This window comes from Arthrobacter globiformis, assembly GCF_030815865.1.
In the GTDB taxonomy this organism is placed as follows: domain Bacteria; phylum Actinomycetota; class Actinomycetes; order Actinomycetales; family Micrococcaceae; genus Arthrobacter; species Arthrobacter globiformis_B.
Genome location: NZ_JAUSXI010000001.1, coordinates 5,089,893 through 5,110,334 on the forward strand (window position 1 = coordinate 5,089,893; position 20,442 = coordinate 5,110,334).

At 59.3% G+C, this 20,442-nt stretch carries 3 protein-coding genes and 8 rRNA genes; all 11 read right to left on the minus strand.

The annotated features are described in order from the left end of the window. Positions 1-111: 111 nt before the first annotated feature. Positions 112-2,085 (minus strand): NHL domain-containing thioredoxin family protein, encoded by a 1,974-nt coding sequence (locus QFZ33_RS23760; RefSeq protein ID WP_307031581.1) that lies wholly within the window; start codon positions 2,083-2,085, stop codon positions 112-114. Next, positions 2,085-4,247 carry a cytochrome c oxidase assembly protein gene (locus QFZ33_RS23765; protein ID WP_307031583.1) on the minus strand — a complete coding sequence of 721 codons (2,163 nt, stop codon included), beginning with the start codon at positions 4,245-4,247 and terminating at the stop codon, positions 2,085-2,087. The genes QFZ33_RS23760 and QFZ33_RS23765 overlap by 1 nt, the downstream gene beginning before the upstream one ends. 118 nt (positions 4,248-4,365) lie before the next feature. Then, positions 4,366-4,650, minus strand: coding sequence for an HU family DNA-binding protein (locus QFZ33_RS23770; protein ID WP_076799663.1), 285 nt, complete (start codon positions 4,648-4,650; stop codon positions 4,366-4,368). 436 nt (positions 4,651-5,086) lie between these two features. Then, positions 5,087-5,203 (minus strand): 5S ribosomal RNA (gene rrf / locus QFZ33_RS23775). Positions 5,204-5,435: 232 nt separating this feature from the next. After that, a 23S ribosomal RNA gene (locus QFZ33_RS23780) occupies positions 5,436-8,562 on the minus strand. A 534-nt stretch (positions 8,563-9,096) separates the two neighbouring features. Then, positions 9,097-10,621 (minus strand): 16S ribosomal RNA (locus QFZ33_RS23785). Positions 10,622-11,687: 1,066 nt separating this feature from the next. Further along, positions 11,688-11,804, minus strand: a 5S ribosomal RNA gene (rrf, locus tag QFZ33_RS23790). 232 nt (positions 11,805-12,036) lie between these two features. Then, positions 12,037-15,163 (minus strand): 23S ribosomal RNA (locus QFZ33_RS23795). A gap of 536 nt (positions 15,164-15,699) precedes the next feature. Beyond that, positions 15,700-17,224 (minus strand): 16S ribosomal RNA (locus QFZ33_RS23800). 1,065 nt (positions 17,225-18,289) lie between these two features. Continuing rightward, positions 18,290-18,406, minus strand: a 5S ribosomal RNA gene (gene rrf / locus QFZ33_RS23805). Between the two features lie 232 nt (positions 18,407-18,638). Next, a 23S ribosomal RNA gene (locus tag QFZ33_RS23810) occupies positions 18,639-20,442 on the minus strand; the annotation flags it as partial.

Below are 20,442 nucleotides of genomic sequence, written 5' to 3' on the forward strand. Positions count from 1 at the left end.
GCGGCGCTGCCGGGCTGGCCCAGCTTAGAACCCGCTCACAAAACGGCAGTGGCCCGGTTCTGCGCCGCGAGGGCGGTAAACCGGGCCACTTCAGTCAGCGCTGCGAGGGCCTTAGTCCATGCCGCGCAGGTCCAGCACCAGGTCGGTGTCGCCGTCGGCCTGCAGCACCACCGGGATGCCCCAATCCTGCTGGTAGAGGTGGCACGCGGCGTGGTCCGGGATCTCGCCGTCCTCGGTTTCCGGGCCGTCACAGGCCGCGGCGCGGGCCGTAATGTGCAGCACGCCCTCCGGAACGTCGGAGGCCAGTTCCAGCGTGCGGAGCAGGCCCACGGAGGTCCCGCCGCCGGACACGAGCAGCTCCGGCGGGGTGGAGGAGATCTTCAGCTGGGTGGGGTCGCCCCAACGGTCATCGAGCTTCTGGCCGGTGGGCGCCGTGAAGCGGACTGTGAGCTCCATCAGGCCGGGCGCCACAGGGCTCTTGGGGCGGTGCGTTTGTGAGGCGCCCTCGTCCACCTGCTGCGCTTCCTTGGGGATGGGTACGTACACGAGCTGGTGCTTGTTCGCTTCGACCACCACCAGCAGCGGTTCGGAGCCCGCCACCTGGGTGTGGTCGACGATCACGTCGGACGGTTCGGCCAAGCCCCGCGCCAGTGTGGACACGGTGCCGGCGGCCGGATCGTAGCGGCGCACCGCACCGTTGTAGGTGTCTGCAATGGCCACGGACCCGTCCGGGAGAACCGTGACGCCCAGCGGGTGCTGCAGGCGCGCCTCGGACGCCCCGCCGTCGCGGAAGCCGAAGTCGAAGAGGCCCTTGCCCACGGCGGATTCGACGGTGACCGTTCCGTCGGCACTGATGGCCAGCTTGCGCAGGGCGGAGGTCTCGGAGTCGGCCACCCAGATGTTTCCGTCGGCGTCCTCGGCCAGCCCTGACGGCTGCGCGAACCAGGCCTCGTGGGCGGGCCCGTCCAGCAGGCCTTCCAGTCCGTTGCCGGCGACGATCGAGACATCCCCCGTCAGCGGCTCGTAGCTGAAGATCTGGTGCACACCGGCCATGGCGATCACCACGGCGTTCAGCTTGCTTGACCAGATGACGTCCCAGGGCGAGCTGAGGGCAACGTCCAGGGGGTGGTCTCCCAAGCGCCCGGTGAAGCCAGCAGCGTCCTCGTCCACGCGGGCGGGCCCGGTCTCGAGGAGCCGCTGCACGCCGCTTCCAACGAGCGTGGTGACGGTTCCGTCGGCGAGCGACAGTCCCCGCAGGCGGTGGTTGACGGAGTCGGCAATTACGACGTCGTAGCCCGTCTTCGCTGCCACATCTTCCGGCAGCAGGACAAGACCCTGCGGTTCGTTGAACCGGGCGGTGCCGGCGGCGCCGTCGGCGTGGCCCTTGTCCCCGGAACCATACGTGCTCAGCACGGTGTGGAAGTCAGTGCCGAGCTCCAGAACGCGGTGATGGCCGGTATCGGTGACCAGCCAGGTGCCGGCGCCGGCGGCAGCACCGGCGCCGTGCGCGGACCCCCGGCCGGATGGAAGATAGAGGGCCTTGCCCGGGAACCGAAGGGTTCCAGACGTGGGCTCCGGAGCCACGTAGGGGCCGTTGCCGCGGTGCAGGGTGCCGCGGGCCTCGTGCTCGGCGATCAACTCGGGAATGAGCACGCCCAGGCCGTCGGCGTGGCCTTCGCCCGACAGGTGCGCCACGATGTAACCCTCCGGGTCAATGACCACCAGTGTGGGCCAGGCCCGGGCCGTGTAGGCCTTCCACGTTTCCAGCTCGGGGTCGTCCAGGACCGGGTGGTGGATCTCGTAGCGCTCCACGGCGGCGGCCAGCGCCACAGGATCGGCCTCGTGCTCGAACTTCGGGGAGTGCACGCCCACGGTGACCAGGACGTCGGAGTACTTTTCCTCCAGCGGCCGGAGTTCGTCCAGCACGTGCAGGCAGTTGATGCAGCAGAAGGTCCAAAAGTCCAGGAGCACGATCTTGCCGCGCAGGGCTTCCAGGTCCAGAGACTTGCCGCCGGTGTTCAGCCAGTTGCGGCCCACCAGTTCGGAGGCGCGGACCCGGAGGTGGGTGCGTACGGTTTCGCTCATCAGCGTCCTTCCAGCTTTGAGTTGCGTTCGGCCAGCTTGGCGTCGCGTTCAGCCAATTTGGCAAACATATCGTTGTAAGCGGTGAGATCGGCGTCGTTATTCCTGTCCGCCGCCCGGTCGGTGCGCCGGGTTTCGCGTTCATCTGATCGGGACCACATGATGGCGACGCCGATCGCCACCAGCAGTGTGGGAATTTCGCCGATGCCCCAGGCCACGGCGCCGCCCATTTGCTGGTCCAGGAGGGCCGAACCTCCCCAGCTGCGGCCGAGGTTGCCGAAGTAGTCGGCGGCCAGCAGGTTCGTGCCGCCCATGATGGCCACGCCAAAGAAGGCATGGAAGCCCATGGTGGCCAGCAGGAGCAGGAGCCGCAGGGGGTACGGCGCGCGGCGCGGCAGCGGGTCGGTGCCGATCATGCTGAGCACGAAGATGTAGCCCGTCAGCGCAAAGTGCAGGTTCATCAGCTCGTGGCCCACGTGCTCCCGCATCGCCAGGCTGAAGGCGTCCGAGTAGTAGAACAACACAATGGAGCCGGCGAAGTTGGCGGCGGCGAACAGCGGGTGGGTGACCACCTGCGAGAACTTCGAGTGCACGAACAGCAGGAGCCATTCCCGGAGGCCGCGGGATCCGTCGTTCCTTGCCGGAAGGGCCCGGAGCGCAAGCGTCACGGGGGCGCCGAGCACCAGGAAGATCGGGGCCACCATGGTGAGGGCCATGTGGTCCACCATGTGCGCGGAGAACAGTACGCGGCCGTATACCGACGGCGGTCCCGACGTGATGTAGGTCAGCACCAGCAGGCCGATGATCCAGTTTGCGGTGCGGAACCAGGACCACTTGTCCCCCCGTGCGCGGACCTTGGCCACGCCCAGGACGTAGGACAGCAGACCGAAGACCGCCACGGCAATCCAGAGCCAGTCCAGGCGCCACTCGGTGAGCCAGCGTTGGGGCGTCAGTCCAGGGGGCAGCTCGTAGCCGGAGAGGATGAATGCGGGCGAGGCGTCCGGGGCATAGGAAGTAGGTTCTGGTGGCGCCGAACGGCCCAGTGCGACGGCGATGCCTGACGTGGCACCCATGATCAGGAGTTCGATGAGAATCAGCTGCCAGAGCACGCGCCGTGCGGACAGGGCCGCCCCCGCCCGGGCCAGCTGCGGGATGACCCACTTCCGGTGCATGAAGCCGATTCCGCCCAGTACCAGTGTGGCAGCCGACTTCGCGAGGATCAGCTGGCCGTAGGCCGAGCCGAAGAGGTCACCCCAGCTGGTCACCCGGATGCTGGCGTTGACGACGCCCGATGCGAAGACCAGCGCAAATGCGAAACCTGCGAGCGAGGAGAAACGGCGGAGGACCGGTTCGGTGATGTCCTGGCCTCCGTGCGGGGACACCTGGCCGCTACGGGCCTGGTTGCGCGGGGCGAGGATGCCGGAGAGCAGGGCCAGCATGATGATGCCGCCCACCCAGACGCTGACCCCCACCAAGTGCAGGCCCAGCGAGTTGATGGCACCCTCGTGGTCGTTGGAGCTGGCGGAGTGGCCAATCAGGGCAGTGGGAATCAGGCCGATCAGCGCCAGCAGCAACGTAAACGCCAGGCCGGTCAGCGATCGCACCCCGAAGAGGGCCGTTGTCACTACGGCGGCGATGATTGTCACGGCCAGCCAGGCGCGCCCAGTTTCGATGTCAGTCATGAAGTACACGAGGGCGCGGGTGAATTCGGCATCCCCCGAGATGCCCTGCCCCGCCACGTCGGAGTATGTCAGCACCAGCACGGCGATAGCGGACAGCGTCCACGTCACGCCCGCCGCAGCCGCGATGGCAAGGGCACGGGTAAAGGCCGGGTGCTCGGGTGCTTCATTGTCTTTCGACCGCGCACCACCGAGCTTGTGCGGCAGGATACCAGCGGCAAAGATGAGCCCGCCGATTACTCCGGCCAGGGAAACGTTGTGGATGGCCTTGCTGACAGGCAGCCCCCAACGTACCAGCGCGCCGGGGTCTGAAACTTCACGGGCGGCTGCCGCGCCGGAGAACAGCAGCGCGGCCACGAGCCCCAGGAAGAGGGCCCCGAGTCCGGCCAGCTGCCAGGCCCGCTGAATGCCGAAGGCACTGTCAGTGCCCCGGGTGCCCGAATCGGGCGCGGGTTGCGGAGTAAGGGGTTTTGCTGCTGAAGGCACCTATCCATTGTCCGCTACCGTCGCCACGGCGGCGAATCGGAGGTTCGGCGAAGCGAGGGTTAAAGCAAGAGGAGCGGCAACCCCGAGGGTTGCCGCTCCTCTTGTAGCTGCGAAAGGACTACTTCTTGGAGACAGCGGCCTTCAGCTTGGAGCCAGCGGTCAGCTTGACGCTGTGGCCGGCTGCAATCTGGATGGTCTCGCCGGTCTGCGGGTTGCGGCCAGTGCGGGCTGCGCGGTCGGTGCGCTCAACTGCGAGCCAGCCCGGGATGGTGATCTTCTCGCCGGCGGCGACAGAAGATTCGAAAACCTCGAACAGTGCATCGAGCACGGAGTTGACGGCTGCCTGGCTGGTGCCGGCCTTGCCTGCTACCTCTGCAACAAGTTCACTACGGTTCTTAGCCATGTATGTCCTCCTGGACGCTCTTGATTCTGGAGCCTGCATGCGGCGTGCGTGCAAGCCACTGTTCGAAAACTTACCAGCTTGCACCCATGAGGGGGATAAATTCCGCGTGTTTCCGCGACTTTTTGACCTAAATCACCGCTATTTCAAGGATTTCCAGCCGAATGCGGCCTCCGGACCGGACCCTCCTGCAGGTTTAGGCGTCTCCCCGCCGGATCCTCGTTCAGATTCCGCTGCCCCAGTCGGCACACTTCCTCACATCCCGTCGCTTCAACCCGGGCGCTTCCGCACCCTTGGCGGGGAACTGCGGAAGCGTTGGGGAGGTCCGTTGGTTGAGCCTGTCGAAACCCGGCGCCTGGGGCGGGATCGCCTGGCGGGTTAAATGCGGGAGAGCCCCAACCATGACTGGTTGGGGCTCTCGACCGTTTTTCTAATGGTTGTCCGGCGGTGACCTACTCTCCCACACCCTCCCGGGTGCAGTACCATCGGCGCTGTGGGTCTTAGCTTCCGGGTTCGGAATGGGACCGGGCGTTTCCCCCACGCTATGACCGCCGTAACCCTGTGTCCCGTTCCCCGGTGTGTGCCGGGGTGGGAAAACTTGTGGTTACACACGTTGCTGCAGGTTGTTGCAGCTGTGATGTTGTTATTGAGTTGTTGGTTTCCTGGACCGTGAAACCCGGTGGCGGGTTTGTTGGTTGGGAACCACATAGTGGACGCAAGCAGTCTTGTTTCTTTTTACTCTCCCCATGGTGTGAACGTCTTTTGAATCCGTTCACGAAGAAGAGTGTGTGGTGTAAGTTATCGGCCTATTAGTACCGGTCAGCTTCACGAGTCGTTAGTCCTCGCTTCCACATCCGGCCTATCAACCCAGTGGTCTGGCTGGGGGCCTCTCACACACAAGGTGTATGGAAATCTCATCTCGAAGCGAGCTTCCCGCTTAGATGCTTTCAGCGGTTATCCCATCCGAACGTAGCTAATCAGCGGTGCACTTGGCAGTACAACTGACACACCAGAGGTTCGTCCGTCCCGGTCCTCTCGTACTAAGGACAGCCCTTCTCAAATTTCCTGCGCGCGCAGCGGATAGGGACCGAACTGTCTCACGACGTTCTAAACCCAGCTCGCGTACCGCTTTAATGGGCGAACAGCCCAACCCTTGGGACCTACTCCAGCCCCAGGATGCGACGAGCCGACATCGAGGTGCCAAACCATGCCGTCGATATGGACTCTTGGGCAAGATCAGCCTGTTATCCCCGAGGTACCTTTTATCCGTTGAGCGACGGCCATTCCACAATGTACCGCCGGATCACTAGTCCCGACTTTCGTCCCTGCTCGAGATGTCTCTCTCACAGTCAAGCTCCCTTGTGCACTTACACTCGACACCTGATTGCCAACCAGGCTGAGGGAACCTTTGGGCGCCTCCGTTACTTTTTAGGAGGCAACCGCCCCAGTTAAACTACCCATCAGGCACTGTCCCTGACCCGGATTACGGGCCGAAGTTAGATGTCCAAAGTGACCAGAGTGGTATTTCAACGATGACTCCACCCGAACTGGCGTCCGGGCTTCAACGTCTCCCACCTATCCTACACAAGCCACTCCGAACACCAATACCAAACTATAGTAAAGGTCTCGGGGTCTTTCCGTCCTGCTGCGCGTAACGAGCATCTTTACTCGTACTGCAATTTCGCCGAGTTTATGGTTGAGACAGCGGGGAAGTCGTTACTCCATTCGTGCAGGTCGGAACTTACCCGACAAGGAATTTCGCTACCTTAGGATGGTTATAGTTACCACCGCCGTTTACTGGGGCTTAAATTCTCAGCTTCGCCTTGCGGCTAACCGGTCCTCTTAACCTTCCAGCACCGGGCAGGAGTCAGTCCGTATACATCGTCTTGCGACTTCGCACGGACCTGTGTTTTTAGTAAACAGTCGCTTCCCCCTGGTCTCTGCGGCCCCGATCCCCTCCCACCAGCAAGTGGTGTTCAAGGTTGGGGCCCCCCTTCTCCCGAAGTTACGGGGGCATTTTGCCGAGTTCCTTAACCATAATTCTCTCGATCGCCTTAGTATTCTCTACCTGATCACCTGTGTCGGTTTGGGGTACGGGCGGCTAAAACCTCGCGCCGATGCTTTTCTAGGCAGCATAGGATCACCGAATCCCCCCTTTACGGGAGTCCCGTCAGATCTCAGGCACATGAACAGCGGATTTGCCTACCGTTCGCCCTACATCCTTGGACCGGGACAACCATCGCCCGGCTCGGCTACCTTCCTGCGTCACACCTGTTAATACGCTTGCCTCCCAGGATCAGGTCCCGCGCTCCACCAAAACCCTTCCATCCAAAGGACGGTCGGGCAGGTCTCGGGCGGTTAGTATCCCCTGTTCAACATGGGCGGTTTTTCGCCGGTACGGGAATATCAACCCGTTGTCCATCGACTACGCCTGTCGGCCTCGCCTTAGGTCCCGACTTACCCAGGGCAGATTAGCTTGACCCTGGAACCCTTGATCATCCGGCGGACGGGTTTCTCACCCGTCTTTCGCTACTCATGCCTGCATTCTCACTCGTGTAGGCTCCACCGCTGGTTTACACCGCGACTTCACCGCCCACACGACGCTCCCCTACCCATCCACACTCCTGAACCACGAAGGCTTGGAAAATATGTGAATGCCACAACTTCGGCGGTGTACTTGAGCCCCGCTACATTGTCGGCGCGGAATCACTTGACCAGTGAGCTATTACGCACTCTTTTAAGGATGGCTGCTTCTAAGCCAACCTCCTGGTTGTCTTCGCAACTCCACATCCTTTCCCACTTAGCACACGCTTAGGGGCCTTAGTTGGTGGTCTGGGCTGTTTCCCTCTCGACTATGAAGCTTATCCCCCACAGTCTCACTGCTGCGCTCTCACTTACCGGCATTCGGAGTTTGGCTGACGTCAGTAACCTTGTAGGGCCCATTAGCCATCCAGTAGCTCTACCTCCGGTAAGAAACACGCAACGCTGCACCTAAATGCATTTCGGGGAGAACCAGCTATCACGAAGTTTGATTGGCCTTTCACCCCTACCCACAGCTCATCCCCTCCATTTTCAACTGAAGTGGGTTCGGTCCTCCACGACGTCTTACCGTCGCTTCAACCTGGCCATGGGTAGATCACTTCGCTTCGGGTCTAGATCACGCCACTGCAACGCCCTGTTCAGACTCGCTTTCGCTACGGCTTCCCCACACGGGTTAACCTCGCGACGTAACACTAACTCGCAGGCTCATTCTTCAAAAGGCACGCCGTCACCAGAATCAGACTGGCTCCGACGGATTGTAAGCACACGGTTTCAGGTACTGTTTCACTCCCCTCCCGGGGTACTTTTCACCTTTCCCTCACGGTACTGGTCCGCTATCGGTCATTAGGGAGTATTTAGGCTTATCAGGTGGTCCTGACAGATTCACACGGGATTTCTCGGGCCCCGTGCTACTTGGGATACTCATCAAAGGCGGTGCACAGCATTACGGTTACGGGGCTCACACCCTCTACGGCCGGCCTTTCAAGACCGTTCACCTATACCAGCACTCACACCTCCCCGGTCCGGCAGAACCAGGACAACAAGTCCCACAACCCCGCCCATGCAACGCCCGCCGGCTATCACACATGGGTCGGTTTAGCCTGATCCGCGTTCGCTCGCCACTACTAACGGAATCACTGTTGTTTTCTCTTCCTGCGGGTACTGAGATGTTTCACTTCCCCGCGTTCCCTCCACGCACCCTATGTGTTCAGATGCGGGTCACCAGATCACTCGCGCGTCTGGCGGGGTTTCCCCATTCGGACACCCTGGGATCACAGTCCGGTTATCGACTCCCCCAGGCTTATCGCAGATTCCTACGTCCTTCTTCGGCTCCTAATGCCAAGGCATCCACCGTGTGCTCTTAAAAACTTGACCACAAAAGATCAAGGAGTAATTTTCGAGAGAACCATGAAAACCACCCAGGCCCGCCACACCCCGAAAGGCGAGACCAGCCCGGACAGATCCAGGTTCATATTCTTGGAAATTGCTTCTTATAAAAGATGCTCGCGTCCACTATGTAGTTCTCAAACAACAACCCCGTACCACACACCCCACACACACCCCCAAAAAAAGGGCAAACCATGCGATCGGTGCAGCCAGGAAACCAGAAACAAACAAAACCCGGACACAAGGGAAAAAACCCCCGCCCCCGGCCCTGTTGCCTCAGGACCCAACAGTGTGCCAAACACTAAACCGCATCACCCCGCCCCGCACCGTTCCAGGACAGCCACCCCCGAAAGGGAACCCGTCCGTACTAGACACAGGACAAAACCACGCGGCCGCTATTCGTTGATATTCCACCCATGAGCACCCGCCGCAGAACGATCGCCTGCGCAGCGGGCCTTTACTCCTGACAAACCACACACCCCGCATACACGGAAAAAGCATGGGCCTGTAGGTGCTCCTTAGAAAGGAGGTGATCCAGCCGCACCTTCCGGTACGGCTACCTTGTTACGACTTAGTCCCAATCGCCAGTCCCACCTTCGACGGCTCCCTCCCACAAGGGGTTAGGCCACCGGCTTCGGGTGTTACCAACTTTCGTGACTTGACGGGCGGTGTGTACAAGGCCCGGGAACGTATTCACCGCAGCGTTGCTGATCTGCGATTACTAGCGACTCCGACTTCATGGGGTCGAGTTGCAGACCCCAATCCGAACTGAGACCGGCTTTTTGGGATTAGCTCCACCTCACAGTATCGCAACCCTTTGTACCGGCCATTGTAGCATGCGTGAAGCCCAAGACATAAGGGGCATGATGATTTGACGTCGTCCCCACCTTCCTCCGAGTTGACCCCGGCAGTCTCCCATGAGTCCCCACCACTACGTGCTGGCAACATGGAACGAGGGTTGCGCTCGTTGCGGGACTTAACCCAACATCTCACGACACGAGCTGACGACAACCATGCACCACCTGTGAACCGGCCCCAAAGGAGAAACCACATTTCTGCGGCGATCCGGTCCATGTCAAGCCTTGGTAAGGTTCTTCGCGTTGCATCGAATTAATCCGCATGCTCCGCCGCTTGTGCGGGCCCCCGTCAATTCCTTTGAGTTTTAGCCTTGCGGCCGTACTCCCCAGGCGGGGCACTTAATGCGTTAGCTACGGCGCGGAAAACGTGGAATGTCCCCCACACCTAGTGCCCAACGTTTACGGCATGGACTACCAGGGTATCTAATCCTGTTCGCTCCCCATGCTTTCGCTCCTCAGCGTCAGTTAATGCCCAGAGACCTGCCTTCGCCATCGGTGTTCCTCCTGATATCTGCGCATTTCACCGCTACACCAGGAATTCCAGTCTCCCCTACATCACTCTAGTCTGCCCGTACCCACCGCAGATCCGGAGTTGAGCCCCGGACTTTCACGGCAGACGCGACAAACCGCCTACGAGCTCTTTACGCCCAATAATTCCGGATAACGCTTGCGCCCTACGTATTACCGCGGCTGCTGGCACGTAGTTAGCCGGCGCTTCTTCTGCAGGTACCGTCACTTTCGCTTCTTCCCTACTGAAAGAGGTTTACAACCCGAAGGCCGTCATCCCTCACGCGGCGTCGCTGCATCAGGCTTTCGCCCATTGTGCAATATTCCCCACTGCTGCCTCCCGTAGGAGTCTGGGCCGTGTCTCAGTCCCAGTGTGGCCGGTCACCCTCTCAGGCCGGCTACCCGTCGTCGCCTTGGTGAGCCATTACCTCACCAACAAGCTGATAGGCCGCGAGTCCATCCAAAACCGCAAAAGCTTTCCACCCCCCACCATGCGATGAGGAGTCATATCCGGTATTAGACCCAGTTTCCCAGGCTTATCCCAGAGTCAAGGGCAGGTTACTCACGTGTTACTCACCCGTTCGCCACTAATCCCCGGTGCAAGCACCGGATCATCGTTCGACTTGCATGTGTTAAGCACGCCGCCAGCGTTCATCCTGAGCCAGGATCAAACTCTCCGTTGAAGTAAAACAGACACAACCAGGCACCACGGAAATAACGCGGAACCAGGCTGCACAAAATTTGAAACCAGCCAAAAACACCAGACCACACCACGGAGGTGGCAGGCCCGGCAAATTCAACCAATTTAATAAAAAATCGGTATCAACAAACTTGGCACACTATTGAGTTCTCAAACAACAGACACACCCGGCACCACCCAAACTTCCGTTCAGGATCGCTCCGGAGCAACTTTTCAAACTTACCCGGTTTCACTCCCCGATGCAAATCCGTGTTTCAGGATCCTCATCGGCAGGAAAACCAGCCCCACCACACTCCAGCGACCTAAAGAGTCACCAAATCATGGTCTAAATTTCGGGGATTTGGCCGCCCGCGGTGACCAGCTCTTCGCTGTCTCCCTCGCGGCGACTTAGAAAACAGTACACCCACCCCACCCCCAAAGCAACCCAGCCAAAAGAGGCACGAACCCGCGCCAAAACCCGCGAAATGGCGCGGTTTTTTGGGCACTGCAAGGCGGTCAACGAAGCCACCCAGGGTCCGGATCAGTTTTATGGACCGCGTCACAGTCGGGCACGTCGGCCTGGGCCGGCAGCTGTTGGCCCCGTGCACCGGGAACCCTCCCCAGCTCACCCGCGCGTCCAGGCTGCGGGCCCGCCGCCAGCCGGCACCTGGCCTCCGGAAACACAGCCTCCACCAACCACAGCCCCGCAAAAACGTCCGGGAACTTGCTGCGGTGAAGTTCCCACCGAAGAACCTCGGGTCACCGGCCGGGACAGCCCCGGCAGCGGCGCCCCGGCCCTGCCTCAGGTAGGCCGCGGGACGCGATGGGACGAAGGACCTCCAGGACAGGGCCCGCGGTGCCGCCGGCGCAGCTGCCGGCACCGCAGCCGGTTGTTGGCGCCGCGGCAGGCAGTCGCCGGACGGGCCCGGCACCTCCGGCGGGCGGCGGCTTTTAAACCGCTCAGGCCCCGACGTAGATGTCGGGGCCTGGGGCGGGATCGCCTGGCGGGTTAAATGCGGGAGAGCCCCAACCATGACTGGTTGGGGCTCTCGACCGTTTTTCTAATGGTTGTCCGGCGGTGACCTACTCTCCCACACCCTCCCGGGTGCAGTACCATCGGCGCTGTGGGTCTTAGCTTCCGGGTTCGGAATGGGACCGGGCGTTTCCCCCACGCTATGACCGCCGTAACCCTGTGTCCCGTTCCCCGGTGTGTGCCGGGGTGGGAAAACTTGTGGTTACACACGTTGCTGCAGGTTGTTGCAGCTGTGATGTTGTTATTGAGTTGTTGGTTTCCTGGACCGTGAAACCCGGTGGCGGGTTTGTTGGTTGGGAACCACATAGTGGACGCAAGCAGTCTTGTTTCTTTTTACTCTCCCCATGGTGTGAACGTCTTTTGAATCCGTTCACGAAGAAGAGTGTGTGGTGTAAGTTATCGGCCTATTAGTACCGGTCAGCTTCACGAGTCGTTAGTCCTCGCTTCCACATCCGGCCTATCAACCCAGTGGTCTGGCTGGGGGCCTCTCACACACAAGGTGTATGGAAATCTCATCTCGAAGCGAGCTTCCCGCTTAGATGCTTTCAGCGGTTATCCCATCCGAACGTAGCTAATCAGCGGTGCACTTGGCAGTACAACTGACACACCAGAGGTTCGTCCGTCCCGGTCCTCTCGTACTAAGGACAGCCCTTCTCAAATTTCCTGCGCGCGCAGCGGATAGGGACCGAACTGTCTCACGACGTTCTAAACCCAGCTCGCGTACCGCTTTAATGGGCGAACAGCCCAACCCTTGGGACCTACTCCAGCCCCAGGATGCGACGAGCCGACATCGAGGTGCCAAACCATGCCGTCGATATGGACTCTTGGGCAAGATCAGCCTGTTATCCCCGAGGTACCTTTTATCCGTTGAGCGACGGCCATTCCACAATGTACCGCCGGATCACTAGTCCCGACTTTCGTCCCTGCTCGAGATGTCTCTCTCACAGTCAAGCTCCCTTGTGCACTTACACTCGACACCTGATTGCCAACCAGGCTGAGGGAACCTTTGGGCGCCTCCGTTACTTTTTAGGAGGCAACCGCCCCAGTTAAACTACCCATCAGGCACTGTCCCTGACCCGGATTACGGGCCGAAGTTAGATGTCCAAAGTGACCAGAGTGGTATTTCAACGATGACTCCACCCGAACTGGCGTCCGGGCTTCAACGTCTCCCACCTATCCTACACAAGCCACTCCGAACACCAATACCAAACTATAGTAAAGGTCTCGGGGTCTTTCCGTCCTGCTGCGCGTAACGAGCATCTTTACTCGTACTGCAATTTCGCCGAGTTTATGGTTGAGACAGCGGGGAAGTCGTTACTCCATTCGTGCAGGTCGGAACTTACCCGACAAGGAATTTCGCTACCTTAGGATGGTTATAGTTACCACCGCCGTTTACTGGGGCTTAAATTCTCAGCTTCGCCTTGCGGCTAACCGGTCCTCTTAACCTTCCAGCACCGGGCAGGAGTCAGTCCGTATACATCGTCTTGCGACTTCGCACGGACCTGTGTTTTTAGTAAACAGTCGCTTCCCCCTGGTCTCTGCGGCCCCGATCCCCTCCCACCAGCAAGTGGTGTTCAAGGTTGGGGCCCCCCTTCTCCCGAAGTTACGGGGGCATTTTGCCGAGTTCCTTAACCATAATTCTCTCGATCGCCTTAGTATTCTCTACCTGATCACCTGTGTCGGTTTGGGGTACGGGCGGCTAAAACCTCGCGCCGATGCTTTTCTAGGCAGCATAGGATCACCGAATCCCCCCTTTACGGGAGTCCCGTCAGATCTCAGGCACATGAACAGCGGATTTGCCTACCGTTCGCCCTACATCCTTGGACCGGGACAACCATCGCCCGGCTCGGCTACCTTCCTGCGTCACACCTGTTAATACGCTTGCCTCCCAGGATCAGGTCCCGCGCTCCACCAAAACCCTTCCATCCAAAGGACGGTCGGGCAGGTCTCGGGCGGTTAGTATCCCCTGTTCAACATGGGCGGTTTTTCGCCGGTACGGGAATATCAACCCGTTGTCCATCGACTACGCCTGTCGGCCTCGCCTTAGGTCCCGACTTACCCAGGGCAGATTAGCTTGACCCTGGAACCCTTGATCATCCGGCGGACGGGTTTCTCACCCGTCTTTCGCTACTCATGCCTGCATTCTCACTCGTGTAGGCTCCACCGCTGGTTTACACCGCGACTTCACCGCCCACACGACGCTCCCCTACCCATCCACACTCCTGAACCACGAAGGCTTGGAAAATATGTGAATGCCACAACTTCGGCGGTGTACTTGAGCCCCGCTACATTGTCGGCGCGGAATCACTTGACCAGTGAGCTATTACGCACTCTTTTAAGGATGGCTGCTTCTAAGCCAACCTCCTGGTTGTCTTCGCAACTCCACATCCTTTCCCACTTAGCACACGCTTAGGGGCCTTAGTTGGTGGTCTGGGCTGTTTCCCTCTCGACTATGAAGCTTATCCCCCACAGTCTCACTGCTGCGCTCTCACTTACCGGCATTCGGAGTTTGGCTGACGTCAGTAACCTTGTAGGGCCCATTAGCCATCCAGTAGCTCTACCTCCGGTAAGAAACACGCAACGCTGCACCTAAATGCATTTCGGGGAGAACCAGCTATCACGAAGTTTGATTGGCCTTTCACCCCTACCCACAGCTCATCCCCTCCATTTTCAACTGAAGTGGGTTCGGTCCTCCACGACGTCTTACCGTCGCTTCAACCTGGCCATGGGTAGATCACTTCGCTTCGGGTCTAGATCACGCCACTGCAACGCCCTGTTCAGACTCGCTTTCGCTACGGCTTCCCCACACGGGTTAACCTCGCGACGTAACACTAACTCGCAGGCTCATTCTTCAAAAGGCACGCCGTCACCAGAATCAGACTGGCTCCGACGGATTGTAAGCACACGGTTTCAGGTACTGTTTCACTCCCCTCCCGGGGTACTTTTCACCTTTCCCTCACGGTACTGGTCCGCTATCGGTCATTAGGGAGTATTTAGGCTTATCAGGTGGTCCTGACAGATTCACACGGGATTTCTCGGGCCCCGTGCTACTTGGGATACTCATCAAAGGCGGTGCACAGCATTACGGTTACGGGGCTCACACCCTCTACGGCCGGCCTTTCAAGACCGTTCACCTATACCAGCACTCACACCTCCCCGGTCCGGCAGAACCAGGACAACAAGTCCCACAACCCCGCCCATGCAACGCCCGCCGGCTATCACACATGGGTCGGTTTAGCCTGATCCGCGTTCGCTCGCCACTACTAACGGAATCACTGTTGTTTTCTCTTCCTGCGGGTACTGAGATGTTTCACTTCCCCGCGTTCCCTCCACGCACCCTATGTGTTCAGATGCGGGTCACCAGATCACTCGCGCGTCTGGCGGGGTTTCCCCATTCGGACACCCTGGGATCACAGTCCGGTTATCGACTCCCCCAGGCTTATCGCAGATTCCTACGTCCTTCTTCGGCTCCTAATGCCAAGGCATCCACCGTGTGCTCTTAAAAACTTGACCACAAAAGATCAAGGAGTAATTTTCGAGAGAACCATGAAAACCACCCAGGCCCGCCACACCCCGAAAGGCGAGACCAGCCCGGACAGATCCAGGTTCATATTCTTGGAAATTGCTTCTTATAAAAGATGCTCGCGTCCACTATGTAGTTCTCAAACAACAACCCCGTACCACACACCCCACACACACCCCCCAAAAAAAGGGGGCAAACCATGCGATCGGTGCAGCCAGGAAACCAGAAACAAACAAAACCCGGACACAAGGGAAAAAACCCCGCCCCCGGCCCTGTTGCCTCAGGACCCAACAGTGTGCCAAACACTAAACCGCATCACCCCGCCCCGCACCGTTCCAGGACAGCCACCCCCGAAAGGGAACCCGTCCGTACTAGACACAGGACAAAACCACGCGGCCGCTATTCGTTGATATTCCACCCATGAGCACCCGCCGCAGAACGATCGCCTGCGCAGCGGGCCTTTACTCCTGACAAACCACACACCCCGCATACACGGAAAAAGCATGGGCCTGTAGGTGCTCCTTAGAAAGGAGGTGATCCAGCCGCACCTTCCGGTACGGCTACCTTGTTACGACTTAGTCCCAATCGCCAGTCCCACCTTCGACGGCTCCCTCCCACAAGGGGTTAGGCCACCGGCTTCGGGTGTTACCAACTTTCGTGACTTGACGGGCGGTGTGTACAAGGCCCGGGAACGTATTCACCGCAGCGTTGCTGATCTGCGATTACTAGCGACTCCGACTTCATGGGGTCGAGTTGCAGACCCCAATCCGAACTGAGACCGGCTTTTTGGGATTAGCTCCACCTCACAGTATCGCAACCCTTTGTACCGGCCATTGTAGCATGCGTGAAGCCCAAGACATAAGGGGCATGATGATTTGACGTCGTCCCCACCTTCCTCCGAGTTGACCCCGGCAGTCTCCCATGAGTCCCCACCACTACGTGCTGGCAACATGGAACGAGGGTTGCGCTCGTTGCGGGACTTAACCCAACATCTCACGACACGAGCTGACGACAACCATGCACCACCTGTGAACCGGCCCCAAAGGAGAAACCACATTTCTGCGGCGATCCGGTCCATGTCAAGCCTTGGTAAGGTTCTTCGCGTTGCATCGAATTAATCCGCATGCTCCGCCGCTTGTGCGGGCCCCCGTCAATTCCTTTGAGTTTTAGCCTTGCGGCCGTACTCCCCAGGCGGGGCACTTAATGCGTTAGCTACGGCGCGGAAAACGTGGAATGTCCCCCACACCTAGTGCCCAACGTTTACGGCATGGACTACCAGGGTATCTAATCCTGTTCGCTCCCCATGCTTTCGCTCCTCAGCGTCAGTTAATGCCCAGAGACCTGCCTTCGCCATCGGTGTTCCTCCTGATATCTGCGCATTTCACCGCTACACCAGGAATTCCAGTCTCCCCTACATCACTCTAGTCTGCCCGTACCCACCGCAGATCCGGAGTTGAGCCCCGGACTTTCACGGCAGACGCGACAAACCGCCTACGAGCTCTTTACGCCCAATAATTCCGGATAACGCTTGCGCCCTACGTATTACCGCGGCTGCTGGCACGTAGTTAGCCGGCGCTTCTTCTGCAGGTACCGTCACTTTCGCTTCTTCCCTACTGAAAGAGGTTTACAACCCGAAGGCCGTCATCCCTCACGCGGCGTCGCTGCATCAGGCTTTCGCCCATTGTGCAATATTCCCCACTGCTGCCTCCCGTAGGAGTCTGGGCCGTGTCTCAGTCCCAGTGTGGCCGGTCACCCTCTCAGGCCGGCTACCCGTCGTCGCCTTGGTGAGCCATTACCTCACCAACAAGCTGATAGGCCGCGAGTCCATCCAAAACCGCAAAAGCTTTCCACCCCCCACCATGCGATGAGGAGTCATATCCGGTATTAGACCCAGTTTCCCAGGCTTATCCCAGAGTCAAGGGCAGGTTACTCACGTGTTACTCACCCGTTCGCCACTAATCCCCGGTGCAAGCACCGGATCATCGTTCGACTTGCATGTGTTAAGCACGCCGCCAGCGTTCATCCTGAGCCAGGATCAAACTCTCCGTTGAAGTAAAACAGACACAACCAGGCACCACGGAAATAACGCGGAACCAGGCTGCACAAAATTTGAAACCAGCCAAAAACACCAGACCACACCACGGAGGTGGCAGGCCCGGCAAATTCAACCAATTTAATAAAAAATCGGTATCAACAAACTTGGCACACTATTGAGTTCTCAAACAACAGACACACCCGGCACCACCCAAACTCTCGTTCAGGATCGCTCCGGAGCAACTTTTCAAACTTACCCGGTTTCACTCCCCGATGCAAATCCGTGTTTCAGGATCCTCATCGGCAGGAAAACCAGCCCCACCACACTCCAGCGACCTAAAGAGTCACCAAATCATGGTCTAAATTTCGGGGATTTGGCCGCCCGCGGTGACCAGCTCTTCGCTGTCTCCCTCGCGGCGACTTAGAAAACAATACACCCACCCCACCCCCAAAGCAACCCAGCCAAAAGAGGCACGAACCCGCGCCAAAACCCGCGAAATGGCGCGGTTTTTGGGCACTGCAAGGCGGTCAACGAAGCCACCCAGGGTCCGGATCAGTTTTATGGACCGCGTCACAGTCGGGCACGTCGGCCTGGGCCGGCAGCTGTTGGCCCCGTGCACCGGGAACCCTCCCCAGCTCACCCGCGCGTCCAGGCTGCGGGCCCGCCGCCAGCCGGCACCTGGCCTCCGGAAACACAGCCTCCACCAACCACAGCCCCGCAAAAACGTCCGGGAACTTGCTGCGGTGAAGTTCCCACCGAAGAACCTCGGGTCACCGGCCGGGACAGCCCCGGCAGCGGCGCCCCGGCCCTGCCTCAGGTAGGCCGCGGGACGCGATGGGACGAAGGACCTCCAGGACAGGGCCCGCGGTGCCGCCGGCGCAGCTGCCGGCACCGCAGCCGGTTGTTGGCGCCGCGGCAGGCAGTCGCCGGACGGGCCCGGCACCTCCGGCGGGCGGCGGCTTTTAAACCGCTCAGGCCCCGACGTAGATGTCGGGGCCTGGGGCGGGATCGCCTGGCGGGTTAAATGCGGGAGAGCCCCAACCATGACTGGTTGGGGCTCTCGACCGTTTTTCTAATGGTTGTCCGGCGGTGACCTACTCTCCCACACCCTCCCGGGTGCAGTACCATCGGCGCTGTGGGTCTTAGCTTCCGGGTTCGGAATGGGACCGGGCGTTTCCCCCACGCTATGACCGCCGTAACCCTGTGTCCCGTTCCCCGGTGTGTGCCGGGGCGGGAAAACTTGTGGTTACACACGTTGCTGCAGGTTGTTGCAGCTGTGATGTTGTTATTGAGTTGTTGGTTTCCTGGACCGTGAAACCCGGTGGCGGGTTTGTTGGTTGGGAACCACATAGTGGACGCAAGCAGTCTTGTTTCTTTTTACTCTCCCCATGGTGTGAACGTCTTTTGAATCCGTTCACGAAGAAGAGTGTGTGGTGTAAGTTATCGGCCTATTAGTACCGGTCAGCTTCACGAGTCGTTAGTCCTCGCTTCCACATCCGGCCTATCAACCCAGTGGTCTGGCTGGGGGCCTCTCACACACAAGGTGTATGGAAATCTCATCTCGAAGCGAGCTTCCCGCTTAGATGCTTTCAGCGGTTATCCCATCCGAACGTAGCTAATCAGCGGTGCACTTGGCAGTACAACTGACACACCAGAGGTTCGTCCGTCCCGGTCCTCTCGTACTAAGGACAGCCCTTCTCAAATTTCCTGCGCGCGCAGCGGATAGGGACCGAACTGTCTCACGACGTTCTAAACCCAGCTCGCGTACCGCTTTAATGGGCGAACAGCCCAACCCTTGGGACCTACTCCAGCCCCAGGATGCGACGAGCCGACATCGAGGTGCCAAACCATGCCGTCGATATGGACTCTTGGGCAAGATCAGCCTGTTATCCCCGAGGTACCTTTTATCCGTTGAGCGACGGCCATTCCACAATGTACCGCCGGATCACTAGTCCCGACTTTCGTCCCTGCTCGAGATGTCTCTCTCACAGTCAAGCTCCCTTGTGCACTTACACTCGACACCTGATTGCCAACCAGGCTGAGGGAACCTTTGGGCGCCTCCGTTACTTTTTAGGAGGCAACCGCCCCAGTTAAACTACCCATCAGGCACTGTCCCTGACCCGGATTACGGGCCGAAGTTAGATGTCCAAAGTGACCAGAGTGGTATTTCAACGATGACTCCACCCGAACTGGCGTCCGGGCTTCAACGTCTCCCACCTATCCTACACAAGCCACTCCGAACACCAATACCAAACTATAGTAAAGGTCTCGGGGTCTTTCCGTCCTGCTGCGCGTAACGAGCATCTTTACTCGTACTGCAATTTCGCCGAGTTTATGGTTGAGACAGCGGGGAAGTCGTTACTCCATTCGTGCAGGTCGGAACTTACCCGACAAGGAATTTCGCTACCTTAGGATGGTTATAGTTACCACCGCCGTTTACTGGGGCTTAAATTCTCAGCTTCGCCTTGCGGCTAACCGGTCCTCTTAACCTTCCAGCACCGGGCAGGAGTCAGTCCGTATACATCGTCTTGCGACTTCGCACGGACCTGTGTTTTTAGTAAACAGTCGCTTCCCCCTGGTCTCTGCGGCCCCGATCCCCTCCCACCAGCAAGTGGTGTTCAAGGTTGGGGCCCCCCTTCTCCCGAAGTTACGGGGGCATTTTGCCGAGTTCCTTAACCATAATTCTCTCGATCGCCTTAGTATTCTCTACCTGATCACCTGTGTCGGTTTGGGGTACGGGCGGCTAAAACCTCGCGCCGATGCTTTTCTAGGCAGCATAGGATCACCGAATCCCCCCTTTACGGGAGTCCCGTCAGATCTCAGGCACATGAACAGCGGATTTGCCTACCGTTCGCCCTACATCCTTGGACCGGGACAACCATCGCCCGGCTCGGCTACCTTCCTGCGTCACACCTGTTAATACGCTTGCCTCCCAGGATCAGGTCCCGCGCTCCACCAAAACCCTTCCATCCAAAGGACGGTCGGGCAGGTCTCGGGCGGTTAGTATCCCCTGTTCAACATGGGCGGTTTTTCGCCGGTACGGGAATATCAACCCGTTGTCCATCGACTACGCCTGTCGGCCTCGCCTTAGGTCCCGACTTACCCAGGGCAGATTAGCTTGACCCTGGAACCCTTGATCATCCGGCGGACGGGTTTCTCACCCGTCTTTCGCTACTCATGCCTGCATTCTCACTCGTGTAGGCTCCACCGCTGGTTTACACCGCGACTTCACCG